Below are 14,721 nucleotides of genomic sequence, written 5' to 3'. Positions count from 1 at the left end.
ATTCTCATGGGCCGGAAAGAGGAAATCCAGCCCCTTGTTTGTAGCGCGCCGGGGCCAGGTCTTGCTATTCGAACCCTTGCCCGCCATTCGCCCCATCCAAAGCTGGGGGTTTCACGACAGGCTCAGGCAGCCCCCCGGGTCTCACCGGAGAATGCGCCATCACTTCCGACCGACTGCCGCCTCATGACCGCCACCACGCTCTCTGCCTTCCCCATCACCCGCCGCTGGCCCGCGCAGCATCCCGAGCGCCTGCAGCTCTACTCGCTGCCCACGCCCAACGGCGTCAAGGTCTCCATCCTGCTGGAGGAGCTGGGCCTGCCCTACGAGGCCCACCTGGTCAGCTTCGATCGCAATGATCAGCTGACGCCCGAGTTCCTGTCGCTGAACCCGAACAACAAGATCCCGGCCATCCTGGACCCGCAGGGCCCGGGCGGCGCGCCGCTGGCCTTGTTCGAGTCGGGTGCGATCCTGATCTATCTGGCCGAGAAGACGGGTCAGTTCTTGCCGCAAGACCCGGCCCTGCGCTACGAGACCCTCCAGTGGCTGATGTTCCAGATGGGCGGCGTCGGGCCGATGTTCGGCCAGCTGGGTTTCTTCCACAAGTTCGCCGGCAAGGACTATGAGGACAAGCGCCCGCGCGAGCGATATGTGGCCGAGTCCAAGCGCCTGCTGGCCGTGCTGGAGCAGCGCCTGACCGGCCGCGACTGGATCATGGGCAGCGAGTACACCATCGCCGATATCGCAATCCTCCCCTGGGTCAACAACCTGGTCGGCTTCTATGGTGCCGGCGAGCTGGTCGGCTTCGCCGAGTTCCCGCAGCTGCAGCGGGTCTTGCAGGCCTTTCTGGCGCGGCCGGCGGTGGCGCGCGGACTGAAGATACCGGCGCGCGCCTGAGCCAGATCCGACGGCCCCACCGGCTTGTCGAATCGGGGACCAATCAGGTTAAGGTAGCGTCCCATGAAAACTGCACTCTGGATCTTCATCGCCTTCCTTGCCGCCGTCTGGAGCGGCTGTGCCTGGCTCAGCATCGAGCTGCTGCAATGGCTGGCCACGCGCCTGAGCGCCGGCGACGCCGGCGAGCTGGAGCGCGCCATCGCCCAGTGGCCGCTGCCCGCCTGGCTGGAGTTCTGGGTAGACCCGGCCTGGGCCGAAATGATGCGCGGCGCTCTGACGGGCCTGATGGCCGCCATCACCCACACCGCACCCTGGCTGGGCACGGCCATGGGCTGGCTGCTGCCGCTGGCCTGGGTGATCTGGGGCGGCGGCCTGCTGGCCTTGCTGGCGCTGGGCGCCTTGCTGAACCTGCTGCTGAATCAGGCCCGGCCGGCGCCGGCGCGCTGATCGCGCGGCCGCTCAAGGACGACGGCGCAGCGCGATCGCCGGGTAGGGGCTGAGCTTGCTGTCGCGCTGCAGGCGGCGCGAGAACTCGCACAGCGCCAGAGCCGGCGGCGCATGGCGCCGGTAGACGCGCCGCAGCGACACCGGCAGGGCCTCGGCATCGAAACGCTCCGGCGCGGCCAGGTAGTCACGCCAGTTCAGCCCCTGGCTCGTCACCAGCACCTGGACCAGGCTGCTCGCGAAGCGGGCGGCGTCATAGTCCGCATGCGCGGCCGCAAAGACACGTTCCTCGTCACTCAAGGCGAACTGCGGACAGGTAGCCAGGCCGAAGTCGCTCAGGTAGATCGCGTGGCCATCGGTCAGCAGATTGTCGAGATGGGTGTCAAAGTGGACGAAGCCCTGCCGGCTCATGAAGCCCAGCAGTCCGTCCATGCCCTCGTCCACCAGGGCCACGGCCCGCTCGGCCGGCGCGCCGCCCTGGGCCAGGGCAGCCCGCAGCCAGGTCGAGACCGGCGCGGCAAAGCACTCCAGAAGCAACACCAGCCAGGCGACCGGCCGCTGCACGGCAGCGAAACGGGCCAGCACCTCGGCGCGGCCCGGCAGATGGAGTGGCTCGGTGGCGGCAAAGTAGTCGGCACCCCAGTCCTGAAGCGCCGTGCCAGGCCTATCGGTCGCACAGTGATGGGCAGGTCTCCCAGATGGGGTCACGGCGGCACATCGCAAGCGCCACAGGCAAGACCTGGCACCGCCGGGCCGGAGGCAATAGGCCCTTGCTCCGTGGGCTCTTGTCCTCTTCGCCTTGACCTCAAGCCGAGTTGAGGTTCGAGACTGGCGGCCTGTTTCATCAACCCGACGATCTACCGATCCGAGCCCAGGCCATGCACACCTCGACCGCCCTGCTGAGCTTCCACAATCCCGCCGGCCTCTACGACCCGGCACCCAATGGCTATTCCCACCTGGCCCTCGTTCAGGGTCCGGCCCGCTGGCTGCTGCTGTCCGGCCAGGGCGGCGAACACCCCAGCACCGGCCTGCCCGAGGACTTCGAGGGCCAGCTGGCGCAATGCCTGGCCAATCTGCAGACCGCGCTGCGCGCCGGCGGCGCCGGCCTGCCGGACGTGGCACGCCTGACCGTGCTGGTGGTCGAGCACAACGAGGCGAGGCTGGCGCAGCTCAGCCAGGCGCTGAAATCACTGTGGGGCGAAGCGCCGACGCCGGCCTGCACGCTGATCCCGGTGCCGCGCCTGGCACTGGACGGCATGCTGGTCGAGATCGAAGCCACGGCGGTGCTGACGGCGGCCGGGAGCGGCTGACCGCGCCCGCTCAAGCCGGCGCGCCCAGGCGCCGGCTCAGCTCGGCCGCCGCCCGCCTGACCTCCTCGGCCAGGCCGGGCTTGAGCCGGCTGCTGGGCAGGCTCAGGGTCAGGGCGCCGACCAGCTCGGCCTGCGCGCCGAACACAGGGGCGGCGATACCGCTCAGCCCCTCGACGCGGTCGCCGCTGATCTCGGCGACACCGGCCTGGCGGATCTCTTCGTAGCGCTTGCCGCGTGCGCCCGAGAAGGCCAGCAGCACCCGCCCGCCCGCGCCCCGGTCCAGCGGCAGCAGATCGCCGGCACTCAGATGGTCGCGCAGCGGCTGCGGCGAATCGACCCGGTACAGGCACAGGCGCTGCTCGCCCTGGCGCACATGCAGGGCCGCGCTCTCGCGGGTGCGCGCCACCAGCGCGCGCAGCACCGGCATCACCTCGGCTTCCAGCGAGAAGCCGGCCGCGCGCAACGACTGCAGGCGGGCCAGCTCCGGCCCCAGCGCATAAGCGCCATCGGCCTGGCGCTGCAGCAGCCGGCCATGCTCCAGCGAGGCCAGCAGGCGCAAGGCCGTGCTCTTGTAGAGCCGGGTGCGCTGGGCCAGCTCGGCCAGGCTGAGGGCACGGTCGCCGGCGCGGAAGGCGCTCAGCAGGCTCAAGGCCTTGTCGACCGCGCCGACACCGCCGGGCGCGGCCTGGGTTTCGGCCAGCGAGGGGGTGGCGGATTTCCTGGGCATTGACGAGGCTCGCGACAAACGCGATACTTTTCGGAACACAGTTCCATCTTATAGAACCACCCCATCATGTCAAGCAGCGTCCTGATCAGCGAGGTCGGCCCGCGCGACGGCCTGCAGAGCATCGCCAGCGTGATGCCTACCGCCGCCAAGCGGCGCTGGCTGGACGCGCTGCATGCGGCCGGGCTGCGCGAGATCGAGGTCGGCTCCTTTGTGCCGGCACGGCTGCTGCCGCAGATGGCCGATGTGGCCGAGGTCGTCGCCCATGCGCTGACCCTGCCGGGCCTGCGCGTGCTGGCCCTGGTGCCGAATGTTCGCGGCGCCGAGGCGGCCATCACCGCCGGTGCCCACAAGATCAGCCTGCCGATCTCGGCCAGCGAGGCCCATTCGCTGGCCAATGTGCGCAAGACGCCCGAGGCCATGGTCGAGGAGCTGCGCGCGGTCGCCGCGCTGCGCCGGGAGCGCGCGCCGCAGATGGGGGTCGAGGTGGGGCTGTCCACCGCCTTCGGCTGTACGCTGGCCGGCCGGGTCGATGAGGACGCGGTGATCCGTCTGGCCCTCGCCTGCGCCGAGGCCGGGGCCGACGAGGTGGGCCTGTCCGACACCGCCGGCATGGCCAACCCGGCCCAGGTGCGGCGGCTGTTCACGCGGCTGCGCGCCGAGCTGGGGCCGCGTGCCGGCGCCGCCCATCTGCACAACACGCGCGGCCTGGGCCTGGCCAACTGCCTGGCGGCCTTTGATGTCGGCGTCAGGACCTTCGATGCCTCGCTGGGCGGCCTGGGCGGCTGCCCCTATGCACCGGGCGCCTCGGGCAATGTGGTCACCGAGGACCTGGTCTTCATGTTCGAGGCCATGGGCGTGGACACCGGCATCGACATCCACACGCTGCTGGCCGCCCGCACGCCGCTGCGCGAGGGGCTGCCCGGCGAGGCGATCTACGGCATGCTGGCCGAGGCCGGGCTTCCCAAAGGATTTCAGTGATGACAGAAGAGAACAAGCAGCAAGACCTGCCCCTGGCCGGCAAGAGCGCAGGCCTGCCACTGGCAGGTCTGCGAGTGATCGAGTTCACCCATATGGTGATGGGGCCGACCTGCGGCATGGTGCTGGGCGATCTGGGCGCCGAGGTCATCAAGGTCGAGCCGCTCGGCGGCGACAACACCCGCAAGCTGCTGGGCTCGGGAGCCGGTTTCTATCCGATGTTCAACCGCAACAAGCTCAGCCTGGCGCTGGACATCAAGCACCCCAAGGGCCTGGAGATCGTGCTGAAGCTGCTGCACAGCGCCGATGTGTTCAGCGAGAACTTCAAGAGCGGAGCCATGGAGCGGCTGGGCCTGGGTCACGACGCGCTGACGGCACTGAACCCGCGCCTGATCTATGTCTCGCACAAGGGCTTTCTGCCCGGCCCCTACGAGCACCGCACCGCGCTGGACGAGGTGGTGCAGATGATGGGCGGCCTGGCCTATATGACCGGCCGGCCGGGCGATCCGCTGCGCGCCGGCTCCAGCGTCAACGACATCATGGGCGGGCTGTTCGGCGCGATCGGCGTGCTGGCCGCGCTGCAGCAGCGCCATGTCACCGGGCGCGGCCAGCCCGTGCAGTCGGCCCTGTTCGAGAACAATGTCTTTCTGGTGGCCCAGCACATGATGCAGTTCGCGGTCACCGGCAAGCCCGCCGCGCCCATGCCCGAGCGCATCTCGGCCTGGGGCATCTACGACGTGTTCACGGTCAGGGATGGCGAGCAGATCTTCCTGGCCGTGGTCAGCGACACCCAGTGGGCGCTGTTCTGCGAGGCCTTCGGCCTGGCCGAGCTGCGCGCCGATGCGCGCCTGGCCAGCAATAACGACCGGGTGCGCGCGCGCGACTGGCTGATCCCGGCGCTGCGCGAGCGCCTGGCGCCCCGGCCGGCCGCCGAGATCGCCGCCGTGTTCGAGGCCCAGGGCCTGCCGTTCGCGCCCATCACCCGGCCCGAGCAGCTCATGGACGACCCGCATCTGCTGGCCACCGGCGGGCTGGCGCCGCTGACCCTGCCCGACGGCCGCGAGACCCGCGTGCCGCTGCTGCCGCTGAGCCTGGACGGCCGGCGCCTGGGCCTGCGCGAGCAGCCGCCGACGCTGGGCCAGCACAACCGCCGCCTGCTGGCCGAGCTGGGCTATAGCGAGACCGACATCACGGCCTTGATCGCCGAGGGCGTGCTGGCCTAGGCGGGCGCAGCGCCGAAGGCGGACAATCGCAGGGTTTCGGGCCGCAGGCCCGTCAACCCGCCGCCTGGCGGCCCTTCCGTGCAGCACAGCCCCCCGCCCTCCTCCCACAGCCCTATCGTGCCCGCCTACCAGGACTGGCTGGCCCTGCGTTCCTGGCCGGTGCTGCGCTTCGTCTATGCGATCGGCGGCCTGATCCCCTTGCTCTATCTGCTGGGCGACTGGCTGATCGAGCCGGCCGCCGCCGAGGTGCTGCGCCTGCGCCTGGGCTATCTGCTGTTCTGGGCCCTGCTCAGCGCGCTGAGCTTCAAGCCCGGCTGGCGGCTGCCGATGGCGCTGTCCTACCCGCTTTACACCCTGGTGGGCGTCAGCTTCGCCTGCCTGATCGATGGCCAGCTGCTGGGCCGGCCCGAGTTCATCCTGGCCACCTCGCTGCTCTATCTGATGGGGCTGCTGATCGCCAAGTCCAGCCTGGCCCTGGTGCTGGTCTGCGGCGGGTTGACCGTGCTGGCCACCGCCGTGCTGCTGCCGGCCCTGGGTCTGGACGCGACCACCGTCAAGCGCGTGGTCTTCTTCCATCTGCTATGGGCCGGCGTCTGCGGCGTGGCCGCCTGGGTGATACAGCGGCTCAATCGCCAGCTCTACCGCACCGAGAGCGAGCTGCACCAGCTGCTGGCCGTGAACCAGCATCTGCTGGCCGAGACCGAGCTGCTGGCCCGCACCGACGCGCTGACCGCGCTGCCGAACCGCCGCCAGTTCTTCCGCGCCGCCGAGAGCACGCTGGCCGAAAGCCGCACCAGCGGCCGGCCGCTGTCCTTGCTGGCGCTGGATGTCGACCACTTCAAGCGCATCAACGACAGCGGCGGCCACCAGCTCGGCGACACGGTGCTGCGCGAGGTGGCGCAGTGCTGCCGCGCCAGCCTGCGCGACAGCGATCTGGCGGCCCGCATCGGCGGCGAGGAGTTCGCGCTGCTGCTGCCCGGCACCGGGCTGGCGCAGGCGGAGCAGTTGGCCGAGCGGCTGCGCCTGGCCATTGCCGAGCTGCAGCTGCCGGCCGCCGTGACGGTCAGCATCGGCTGTGCCGAGCTGGCGCCCGGCATGGCCAGCGCCGACGCACTGCTGGCGCGCGCCGACGAGGCCCTGTATGCCGCCAAGGACGGCGGCCGCAACCGCGTCAGCGCCGGGCGGCGCACGACAATAGCCCAATGAGCAATCGCCAAGGAAAGAACGCCTGATATGAAATACCTGCACACCATGGTGCGCGTCACCGATCTGGACGCCTCGCTGAAGTTCTACCGCGATGCGCTGGGCATGATCGAGGTGCGCCGCAGCGAACACGAGGCCGGCCGTTTCACGCTGGTCTATCTGGCCGCCCCCGGCGACGAAGCCGGCAAGTATCAACCGCAGGTCGAGCTGACCTACAACTGGCCCGATGCCGAGGGCCGGAGCGAGGTCTACACCGGCGGCCGCAACTTCGGCCACCTGGCCTTTGCGACGCCCGATATCTACGCCGCCTGCCAGCGCCTGGCCGACCACGGCGTCACCGTGCTGCGCCCGCCGCGCGACGGCCGCATGGCTTTTGTGCGCTCGCCCGACAATATCTCGGTCGAATTGCTGCAGGACGGCCCGGCGCTGGCCCCGGCCGAGCCCTGGGCCTCGATGGCCAATACCGGCAGCTGGTAAGCCGGGCGGCCGGCCTGTCCCCGGCGGGCCACAGTCTGTCGGATCGCGCTGGTGCCGTGGTCGAGCTGCCCTTAGTCTGCAGGCATTGCAAACCAGGAGGAACGATCATGACCATCAGCGACGATCTCGACAAACTCGGCGAGCTGCATCAGCGCGGCGCGCTCAGCGACGAGGAGTTCGCCCGCGCCAAGGCGCGCGTGCTGGCCGGCGATGTCGGCAGCGGCACGCCGGGAACCGCCGCGATCAACGCGCTGCGCCGCAGCCGCGACGACCGCTGGATCGGCGGGGTCTGCGGCGGCCTGGCTCGCATCACCGGCATGGCCTCCTGGGTCTGGCGCCTGGGCTTCACGCTGCTGGCCCTGTGCGGCGGCACCGGCGTGCTGTTCTATCTGCTGATGTGGATCTTTGTGCCACAGGACTGAGGACGAGAGCACCAGCGCGCAACAACGCCCGCGATGCTTCATCAGGGCCTACCCCGATAAGCATTGCGCGCGGCGCTGCTAGCATGGCCCGGCAGTTCAGCTAGGCAGTTCCGTTCCGGTCCCACGGAGGTTACCCATGCAAGAGCAAGCGTTGCGCGGTCTGATCGAGGATGTGCGCGAGGGCCGACTGGCCCGACGGTCTTTCATCCAACGCATGCTGGCCCTGGGCCTGACGGCGCCGATGGCGGGCCAGATGCTGCTCAATGCCGGCATCGCCCAGGCCCAGACCAGCTCCGGCTACAAGCCGACCAAGCGCGGCGGCGGCGGCGCGCTGAAGCTGCTGTGGTGGCAGGGGGCGACGCTGCTGAACCCCCACTTCGCCACCGGCACCAAGGACCAGGAAGGCGCGCGCATCTTCTACGAGCCGCTGGCCGCCTGGGACCCCGACGGCAATCTGGTGCCGATACTGGCGGCCGAGATTCCCAGCCTGGCCAATGGCGGCCTGGCCAAGGACGGCATGTCGGTGATCTGGAAGCTCAAGCGCGGCGTGCAATGGCATGACGGCAAGCCCTTCACCGCCGACGACTGCGTGTTCAACTGGGAATACGCCAGCCACCCGGACACGGCCGCCGTCACGATAGGCACCTACAAGGACTGCAAGGCCGAGAAGATCGACAGCCACACGGTCAAGCTGACGTTCAAGAAGCCGACACCGTTCTGGGCCGACCCCTTTGTCGGCGTGCGCGGCATGCTGATCCCCAAGCATCTGTTCGCCGATTTCATCGGCGCCAAGTCGCGCGATGCACCGGCCAATCTGAAGCCGGTCGGCACCGGGCCCTATAAATTCGTCGATTTCAAGCCGGGCGATATGGTGCGCGGCGCGATCAACACCGGCTACCACATCGAGCACCGACCGCATTTCGACAGCATCGAGATGAAGGGCGGCGGCGATGCGGTGTCGGCGGCGCGCGCGGTGCTGCAGACCGGCGAGTTCGACTACGCCTGGAATATGCAGGTCGAGGACGAGATCCTGAAGCGGCTGGAGGCCGGCGGGCGCGGCCGGGTGCAGATCACGCCCGGCGGCAATCTCGAGTTCATCGTGCTGAATATGGCCGACCCCTGGACCGAGACCGAGGGCGAGCGCGCGCACCCGAAGAGCCGCCACCCCATCCTGTCAGACCCGGGGGTGCGCAAGGCCCTGGGCCTGCTGGTGGACCGCGCGGCGGTGCAGGAGTTCATCTATGGCCGCACCGGCGTGGCCACGGCCAATTTCCTGAACAACCCCGAGCGCTTCCGCTCCAAGACCATGAAGTGGGAGTTCAGCATCGACAAGGCCAGCGCGCTGCTGGAGGCGGCCGGCTGGAAGAAGGGCGGCGACGGCATCCGCGAGAAGGGCGGCAAAAAGCTCAAGCTGGTGTTCCAGACCTCAATCAACGCGCCGCGCCAGAAGACCCAGGCCATCGTCAAGCAGGCCGCGCAGAAGGCCGGCATCGACATGGAGCTGAAGTCGGTGACGGCCTCGGTGTTCTTCTCGTCCGATGCCGCCAACCCGGACACCTATACCAAGTTCTTCTGCGATGTGGAGATGTTCACCACCACGATGATCCAGCCCGATCCCGAGCTGTTCATGAACCAGTTCGTCAGCTGGGAAATGTCGGCCAAGGACAATAAATGGCAGGGCCGCAATCTCTCGCGCTGGCGCAGCGACGACTACGACCGCGCCTACCGCGCCGCCGAGCAGGAGCTGGACCCGGTCAAGCGCGCGGCCCTGTTCGTGACGATGAATGACATGGTCTGCAGCGATCCGGTGGTCATTCCGGTGGCCTACCGCCCCCGCGTCTCGGCCGTTGCCAGCAAGCTCTACGCCCCGACCAGCGGCTGGGACAACGATCTCTGGAATCTGAAAGACTGGTTCAAAGAGGCCTGAGCCGCGCGATGCTGCAGTACCTGCTGCGCCGTCTGCTCTACGCGCTGCCCAGCCTGCTGGGCATCAGCGTCGTGCTGTTCACCGTGCTGGCGCTGGCGCCCGGCGACCCCTTCGAGGAACTGGCCACCAACCCGAATGTGCCGGCCGAGGTGCGCCAGATGCTGCGCGCCAAGTTCGGCCTCGATGACCCCGTCTGGCAGCGCTATTTCCGCTGGCTGTTCGCCATGTTCCAGGGCGACTGGGGCTTCTCCTTCGTCAGCCGCATCGATGTGGACCAGCTGATACTGCAGCGCCTGCCAACCACCCTGGTCATCATCGGCAGCTCGCAGATCCTCGCGCTGCTGATCGCGATACCGGTGGGCGTCTATGCCGCGACCCGGCCCTACTCGGTGTTCGACCAGATCGCCAACACCCTGGCCTTCGTCGGCTTCTCGCTGCCGACCTTCTTCACCGGCCTGCTCCTGATCCTGCTGTTCTCGATCCAGCTCGACTGGCTGCCCTTTGTCTACCGCGCCGATATCGAGGCCAGCGGCTGGGCCTGGTGGAGGGAGCACCTCAAGCAGTCCCTGATGCCGGTGGTCGTGCTGGGCCTGTTCCAGGGCGCCAGCTGGACCCGCTATGTGCGCTCGGCGGTGCTGGACGTGATCAAGCTCGACTATGTGACCACGGCCCGCTCCAAGGGCCTTTCCGAGGGCGGGGTCGTGATCAAGCATGTGCTGCGCAATGCGCTGATCCCGGTCGTGACCCTGGTGGCGCTGCAGATGCCGGCGGTGTTCGGCGGCGCCATCGTCACCGAGCAGATCTTCCGCATCCCCGGCATCGGCTCGCTCTTGATCAGCGCCATCCTGGCCAATGACACGCCGGTGATCATGGCGGTGACCTTTGTGTTCGCCTGCCTGGTGATCTTCTTCAACCTCCTGGCCGATCTGCTCTATGGCTGGCTCGACCCCCGCATCAGCTACCGCTAGCGCCCATGTCTCGCCCTGGGGCGAGGCCTGGCGGCGCTTCAAGCGCCACCGCATGGCCATGCTCAGCCTGGTGATCCTGCTGCTGATGGTGACGGCCGTGCTGGTCGGGCCCTGGCTCTGGCCCGTCGCGATCAACGATATCGACTTCACGGCCCGGCTCAAGAGCCCCTCGCTGGCCCACCCGCTGGGCACCGACGATCTGGGCCAGGACCTGCTGGCCCGCCTGCTCTACGGCGGCCGCATCTCGCTGGCCGTGGGCCTGGCGGCGATGCTGATGGCGGTGATCGTCGGTGTGCTGATCGGCGCGATCGCCGGCATCTCGCGCGGCGGCGTCGATGCGGCGCTGATGTGGCTGACCGATCTGTTTCTCTCGCTGCCCCAGCTGCCCTTGCTGCTGCTGATCATCTATCTGTTCCGCGACGGGCTGAAGGAGACCTTCGGCCCCGAGGTCGGCGTCTTCATCCTGATCGTCGTCGTGATCGGCGGTTTTCGCTGGATGCCGGTGGCGCGGCTGGTGCGGGCGCAGTTCTTCTCGCTGCGCGAGAAGGAGTTCGTCGAGGCGGCGCGGGCCCTGGGCGCGAGCACGCCGCGCCAGGTCACCCGCCACATCCTGCCCAATGCGCTGGGCCCGGTGATCGTGGCCGGCACCATCGATGTGGCGGCCGCCATCATTGCCGAGTCGACGCTGTCCTTTCTGGGCCTGGGCTTCCCGCCCGACATCCCGACCTGGGGCCGCATCCTCTTCGATGCCAAGGACTATCTGGACATCGCGCCGCACTGGGCCCTCTTCCCCGGCCTGGCGATCTTTCTGGCCGCGCTGACGATCAACTTCATCGGCGACGGTCTGCGCGACGCCCTCGATCCGCGCAAGGTGATGTGATGAGCCCCGACGCCCCGCTGCTCGATATCCGCGGCCTGAAGACCCATTTCGCCACCGATGCCGGCTGGCTGCATGCGGTCGACGGTGTCGATCTGACGGTGCAGCGCGGCGAGACGGTCTGCGTGGTCGGCGAGTCGGGCTGCGGTAAATCGGTCACCGCGATGAGTGTGCTCAAGCTCTTGCCGATGCCGCCGGGCCGCATCGTCGCCGGGCAGATCCTCTGGCAGGGCCGCGACCTGGTCACCTTGCCCGAGAGCGAGATGCGGCGCATCCGCGCCAAGCAGATCGCCATCGTGTTCCAGGAGCCGATGACCTCGCTGAACCCGGTCTACACGGTGGGCCAGCAGATCGCCGAGGTGCTGCGCCTGCAGGAAGGGCTGAACCGGCGCGACGCGATGGACCGCGCGGTCGAGATGCTGCGCCTGGTCAATATCCCGACGCCGGAGCGCCGCGTGCGCGACTATCCGCACCAGTTCTCCGGCGGCATGCGCCAGCGCGTGATGATTGCGATGGCCTTGAGCTGCAATCCGCAGCTCTTGATCGCCGACGAGCCGACCACCGCGCTGGACGTGACGATACAGGCCCAGATCCTGGAGCTGCTGGCCGAGCTGAAGGCGCGGCTGGGCATGAGCATCCTCTTGATCACCCATGCGATGGGCGTGGTCGCCGAGGTCGCGCAGCGCGTCGTGGTGATGTATGCCGGCAAGGTGATCGAGGAGGCCACGGTCGAGCAGCTGTTCGCCAACCCGCGCCACCCTTACACCCAGGGCCTGATCCGTTCGATCCCGCGCATCGACCTGGCCGCCACGCACAAGGTTCGGCTAGAGGCGATTGCCGGCACGGTGCCCAAGCTGATCAACCCGCCCGAGGGCTGCCGCTTCGCGCCGCGCTGCCAATACGCCAGCGGTGCCTGCACCCAGGCCACGCCGGCGCTGCGCGAGATCGCCCCCGGCCACAAGGTCGCCTGCATTCTATGAGCACCACACCGCTGCTGAAGGTCGAGAACCTGGTCAAGCACTTCCCGATCAAGGGCGGGCTGCTGGGCCGCGAGCAGGCCCGCGTGCATGCGGTCGACGGCGTCAGCTTCGAGCTGATGGCCGGCGAGACCTTGGGCCTGGTCGGCGAGTCGGGCTGCGGCAAGTCGACCACCGGCCGCTGCATCCTGCGCCTGATCGAGCCGAGCTCGGGCCAGGTCTGGTTCGATAGCCGCGAGGTCACGGCGCTGGGCAAGAGCGAGCTGCGCGCCTTGGCGCGCGATATGCAGATCATCTTCCAGGATCCCTATGCCTCGCTGAACCCGCGCATGACGGTGGGCGCCATCATCGGCGAGGCCCTGACCATCCACAAGCTGGCCAAGAACCGGGCCGACTACGAGGGCCGCATCGTCGAGCTGCTGGAGACCGTGGGCCTGTCCGCCGACCATCTGCGCCGCTACCCGCACGAGTTCTCCGGCGGCCAGCGCCAGCGCATCGGCATCGCCCGCGCGCTGGCGGTGAGCCCCAAGCTGATCGTCTGCGACGAGGCGGTCTCGGCGCTGGACGTGTCGATCCAGGCCCAGGTCATCAATCTGCTCGAAGATCTGCAGGCCAAGTTCAATCTGACCTATCTCTTCATCGCCCATGACCTCTCGGTCGTCGAGCACACCAGCAGCCGCGTCGCGGTGATGTATCTGGGCCGCATCGTCGAGATCGCCAGCGCCCGCGAGCTCTACAGCCGGCCGCTGCACCCCTATACCGAGGCCCTGCTGTCGGCGGTTCCTATTCCCGACCCCAGCGTCAAGCGCAAACGCATCATGCTGCAGGGCGATGTGCCCAGCCCGATCAAGCCCCCCTCGGGCTGCCATTTCCACACCCGCTGCCCGATCAGGCAGATGCCGCTGTGCGGCAGCGAGTCACCGCCGCTGAAGCAGAGCAGCGACGGGCATTGGGTGGCTTGTCATCTGCGGGGCTGAGCTGCGAATCAGCCCCTGACCTCGCCCTGCCCCAGCACCACCCACTTCATCGACGTCAGCCCCTCCAACCCGACCGGTCCGCGGGCGTGGAACTTGTCGGTCGAGATGCCGATCTCGGCACCGAGGCCGTACTCGAAGCCGTCGGCAAAACGGGTGCTGGCATTGACCATCACGCTGGCCGAATCGACCTCGCGCAGAAAGCGCATCGCGTTCGGATGGTTGGTCGTCAGGATCGCGTCGGTGTGGTGCGAGCCGTAGCGGTTGATATGGGCAATCGCCTCGTCCAGGCTGTCGACCACCTTGATGCTGATGACAGGCGCCAGGTATTCCTCGCTCCAGTCGGCCTCGGTGGCGGCCGACAGCTTGGCGCCGGCCAGGCCGCCTTGCAGCGGGCCCAGCAGGGCCAGCGTGCGCGGGCAGCCGCGCATCTCGACGCCCTTGGCCGCGAAGATCGCGCCGATGCGGGGCAGGAACTCGCTCGCCTGCTCGGCATGCACCAGCAGCGATTCGGTCGCGTTGCAGGGGCTGTATTTCTGCGTCTTGGCGTTGTCGACCACGCGCAGCGCCAGGCCCAGCTCGACCTCGGCGTCGACATAGCTGTGGCAGTTGCCGTCCAGATGCTTGATCACCGGCACCTTGGCTTCGCGGCTGATGCGCTCGATCAGGCCCTTGCCGCCGCGCGGGATGATGACGTCGACGAACTCGGGCATCGTGATCAGCGCGCCAACCGCGGCGCGGTCGGTGGTGCCGACCAGTTGCACGGCCTCGCGCGGCAGGCCGGCTTCGGCCAGCGCGTCGCCGACGATCTGCGCCAGCGCCAGATTCGAATGCAGGGCCTCGGAGCCACCGCGCAGGATGCAGGCATTGCCGCTCTTGATCGCCAGCGACGCGGCCTCGATGGTCACATTGGGCCGGCTCTCGTAAATCATGCCGAACACGCCCAGCGGCACGCGCATCTGGCCGACGCTGATGCCGCTCGGGCGGCGCTTGACGCCGCTGATCTCGCCGATCGGATCGGGCATCGCGGCGATCTGTGCGCAGCCCTCGGCCACCGTGGCGATGACCTTGTCCGTCAGCCTCAGCCGGTCGACCATAGGCGCGTCCAGCCCGGCCTTGATCGCCGCCTCCAGATCGCCCTCATTGGCTTGGCGCAGCGCCGGGCCGGCCTCGCCGAGGCGGCGCGCCAGCGCCAGCAGCGCGGCGTTCTTGGCGGCGGTGGGCGCGGCGGCCATCGAGGTGGCGGCGGCACGGGCCTGGCGGCCCAGGGTCTGCATCAGGGTCTGGATGTCGTCACTCATGCCTTGATTCTCGCCGATGGGC

Annotated in this window: 16 protein-coding genes; 13 read left to right on the top strand and 3 right to left on the bottom strand. The window is 68.7% G+C overall.

All coding sequences use genetic code 11. The features are described 5' to 3' along the window. The first annotated feature begins 183 nt into the window (after positions 1 to 183). Together ABGI63_RS06445 and ABGI63_RS06440 are read left to right on the top strand one after the other, a co-directional pair. Entirely contained in the window at positions 184 to 894 is a 711-nt protein-coding gene (locus ABGI63_RS06445; RefSeq protein WP_349741593.1) for a glutathione S-transferase N-terminal domain-containing protein, read from the top strand. 63 nt (positions 895 to 957) lie between these two features. Then, positions 958 to 1,341, top strand: a complete 384-nt coding sequence (locus ABGI63_RS06440) for a hypothetical protein (RefSeq protein WP_349741592.1) — start codon at positions 958 to 960, stop codon at positions 1,339 to 1,341. A gap of 12 nt (positions 1,342 to 1,353) precedes the next feature. Here ABGI63_RS06440 and ABGI63_RS06435 read toward each other — a convergent pair whose 3' ends face one another. After that, positions 1,354 to 2,046, bottom strand: a complete 693-nt coding sequence (locus ABGI63_RS06435; RefSeq protein WP_349741591.1) for a hypothetical protein — start codon at positions 2,044 to 2,046, stop codon at positions 1,354 to 1,356. A gap of 170 nt (positions 2,047 to 2,216) precedes the next feature. Between ABGI63_RS06435 and ABGI63_RS06430 the strand changes: the two genes are divergently transcribed. Beyond that, positions 2,217 to 2,648, top strand: a complete 432-nt coding sequence (locus ABGI63_RS06430) for a RidA family protein (RefSeq protein WP_349741590.1) — start codon at positions 2,217 to 2,219, stop codon at positions 2,646 to 2,648. 10 nt (positions 2,649 to 2,658) lie between these two features. On the opposite strand, the gene ABGI63_RS06425 is transcribed toward ABGI63_RS06430, so the two are convergent. Then, positions 2,659 to 3,375 carry an IclR family transcriptional regulator gene (locus tag ABGI63_RS06425; protein WP_349741589.1) on the bottom strand — a complete coding sequence of 239 codons (717 nt, stop codon included), beginning with the start codon at positions 3,373 to 3,375 and terminating at the stop codon, positions 2,659 to 2,661. A 66-nt stretch (positions 3,376 to 3,441) separates the two neighbouring features. On the opposite strand from ABGI63_RS06425, the gene ABGI63_RS06420 reads away from it, so the two are divergent. From ABGI63_RS06420 to ABGI63_RS06375, 10 genes are all read left to right on the top strand, one after another. Next, a complete protein-coding gene (locus ABGI63_RS06420) occupies positions 3,442 to 4,353 on the top strand; it encodes a hydroxymethylglutaryl-CoA lyase (RefSeq protein WP_349741588.1) in 912 nt (303 codons plus the stop codon). Beyond that, positions 4,353 to 5,573 carry a CaiB/BaiF CoA transferase family protein gene (locus tag ABGI63_RS06415; RefSeq protein ID WP_349741587.1) on the top strand — a complete coding sequence of 407 codons (1,221 nt, stop codon included), beginning with the start codon at positions 4,353 to 4,355 and terminating at the stop codon, positions 5,571 to 5,573. Before ABGI63_RS06420 ends, ABGI63_RS06415 begins: the two co-directional genes overlap by 1 nt. Before the next feature lie 78 nt (positions 5,574 to 5,651). Further along, entirely contained in the window at positions 5,652 to 6,779 is a 1,128-nt protein-coding gene (locus ABGI63_RS06410; protein WP_349741586.1) for a GGDEF domain-containing protein, read from the top strand. Positions 6,780 to 6,806: 27 nt separating this feature from the next. Further along, positions 6,807 to 7,253: a lactoylglutathione lyase gene (locus ABGI63_RS06405; RefSeq protein ID WP_349741585.1), complete on the top strand. Its 447-nt coding sequence runs from the start codon at positions 6,807 to 6,809 to the stop codon at positions 7,251 to 7,253. Between the two features lie 107 nt (positions 7,254 to 7,360). After that, on the top strand, positions 7,361 to 7,675 hold the full coding sequence (locus ABGI63_RS06400) for a PspC domain-containing protein (RefSeq protein WP_349741584.1): 315 nt from the start codon (positions 7,361 to 7,363) through the stop codon (positions 7,673 to 7,675). 136 nt (positions 7,676 to 7,811) lie between these two features. Next, the gene (locus tag ABGI63_RS06395) at positions 7,812 to 9,602 is read left to right on the top strand and encodes a peptide ABC transporter substrate-binding protein (RefSeq protein WP_349741583.1); all 1,791 of its coding nucleotides are present in this window, start codon (positions 7,812 to 7,814) and stop codon (positions 9,600 to 9,602) included. Between the two features lie 8 nt (positions 9,603 to 9,610). Continuing rightward, entirely contained in the window at positions 9,611 to 10,570 is a 960-nt protein-coding gene (locus ABGI63_RS06390) for an ABC transporter permease (protein WP_349741582.1), read from the top strand. Beyond that, the gene (locus ABGI63_RS06385) at positions 10,536 to 11,450 is read left to right on the top strand and encodes an ABC transporter permease (RefSeq protein WP_349741581.1); all 915 of its coding nucleotides are present in this window, start codon (positions 10,536 to 10,538) and stop codon (positions 11,448 to 11,450) included. Before ABGI63_RS06390 ends, ABGI63_RS06385 begins: the two co-directional genes overlap by 35 nt. Continuing rightward, positions 11,450 to 12,427: an ABC transporter ATP-binding protein gene (locus ABGI63_RS06380; RefSeq protein ID WP_349741580.1), complete on the top strand. Its 978-nt coding sequence runs from the start codon at positions 11,450 to 11,452 to the stop codon at positions 12,425 to 12,427. The genes ABGI63_RS06385 and ABGI63_RS06380 overlap by 1 nt, the downstream gene beginning before the upstream one ends. Beyond that, on the top strand, positions 12,424 to 13,401 hold the full coding sequence (locus tag ABGI63_RS06375; protein WP_349741579.1) for an ABC transporter ATP-binding protein: 978 nt from the start codon (positions 12,424 to 12,426) through the stop codon (positions 13,399 to 13,401). Before ABGI63_RS06380 ends, ABGI63_RS06375 begins: the two co-directional genes overlap by 4 nt. Before the next feature lie 8 nt (positions 13,402 to 13,409). On the opposite strand, the gene ABGI63_RS06370 is transcribed toward ABGI63_RS06375, so the two are convergent. Next, positions 13,410 to 14,699: a glutamate-5-semialdehyde dehydrogenase gene (locus ABGI63_RS06370; RefSeq protein WP_349741578.1), complete on the bottom strand. Its 1,290-nt coding sequence runs from the start codon at positions 14,697 to 14,699 to the stop codon at positions 13,410 to 13,412. Positions 14,700 to 14,721: the final 22 nt, after the last annotated feature.

Source organism: Roseateles cavernae (assembly GCF_040187885.1).
Classification (GTDB): Bacteria; Pseudomonadota; Gammaproteobacteria; order Burkholderiales; family Burkholderiaceae_C; genus Roseateles_E; species Roseateles_E cavernae.
This window is presented reverse-complemented; position numbering and strand designations above follow the sequence as displayed.

Coding starts and splice junctions, on each gene's coding strand:
- ABGI63_RS06380 (WP_349741580.1), top strand. CDS start 11,450: ATGAGCCCCGACGCCCCGCTGCTCGATATCCGCGGCCTGAAGACCCAT.
- ABGI63_RS06430 (WP_349741590.1), top strand. CDS start 2,217: ATGCACACCTCGACCGCCCTGCTGAGCTTCCACAATCCCGCCGGCCTC.
- ABGI63_RS06395 (WP_349741583.1), top strand. CDS start 7,812: ATGCAAGAGCAAGCGTTGCGCGGTCTGATCGAGGATGTGCGCGAGGGC.
- ABGI63_RS06425 (WP_349741589.1), bottom strand. CDS start 3,375: ATGCCCAGGAAATCCGCCACCCCCTCGCTGGCCGAAACCCAGGCCGCG.
- ABGI63_RS06390 (WP_349741582.1), top strand. CDS start 9,611: ATGCTGCAGTACCTGCTGCGCCGTCTGCTCTACGCGCTGCCCAGCCTG.
- ABGI63_RS06370 (WP_349741578.1), bottom strand. CDS start 14,699: ATGAGTGACGACATCCAGACCCTGATGCAGACCCTGGGCCGCCAGGCC.
- ABGI63_RS06385 (WP_349741581.1), top strand. CDS start 10,536: ATGGCTGGCTCGACCCCCGCATCAGCTACCGCTAGCGCCCATGTCTCG.
- ABGI63_RS06415 (WP_349741587.1), top strand. CDS start 4,353: ATGACAGAAGAGAACAAGCAGCAAGACCTGCCCCTGGCCGGCAAGAGC.
- ABGI63_RS06445 (WP_349741593.1), top strand. CDS start 184: ATGACCGCCACCACGCTCTCTGCCTTCCCCATCACCCGCCGCTGGCCC.
- ABGI63_RS06420 (WP_349741588.1), top strand. CDS start 3,442: ATGTCAAGCAGCGTCCTGATCAGCGAGGTCGGCCCGCGCGACGGCCTG.
- ABGI63_RS06375 (WP_349741579.1), top strand. CDS start 12,424: ATGAGCACCACACCGCTGCTGAAGGTCGAGAACCTGGTCAAGCACTTC.
- ABGI63_RS06400 (WP_349741584.1), top strand. CDS start 7,361: ATGACCATCAGCGACGATCTCGACAAACTCGGCGAGCTGCATCAGCGC.
- ABGI63_RS06440 (WP_349741592.1), top strand. CDS start 958: ATGAAAACTGCACTCTGGATCTTCATCGCCTTCCTTGCCGCCGTCTGG.
- ABGI63_RS06405 (WP_349741585.1), top strand. CDS start 6,807: ATGAAATACCTGCACACCATGGTGCGCGTCACCGATCTGGACGCCTCG.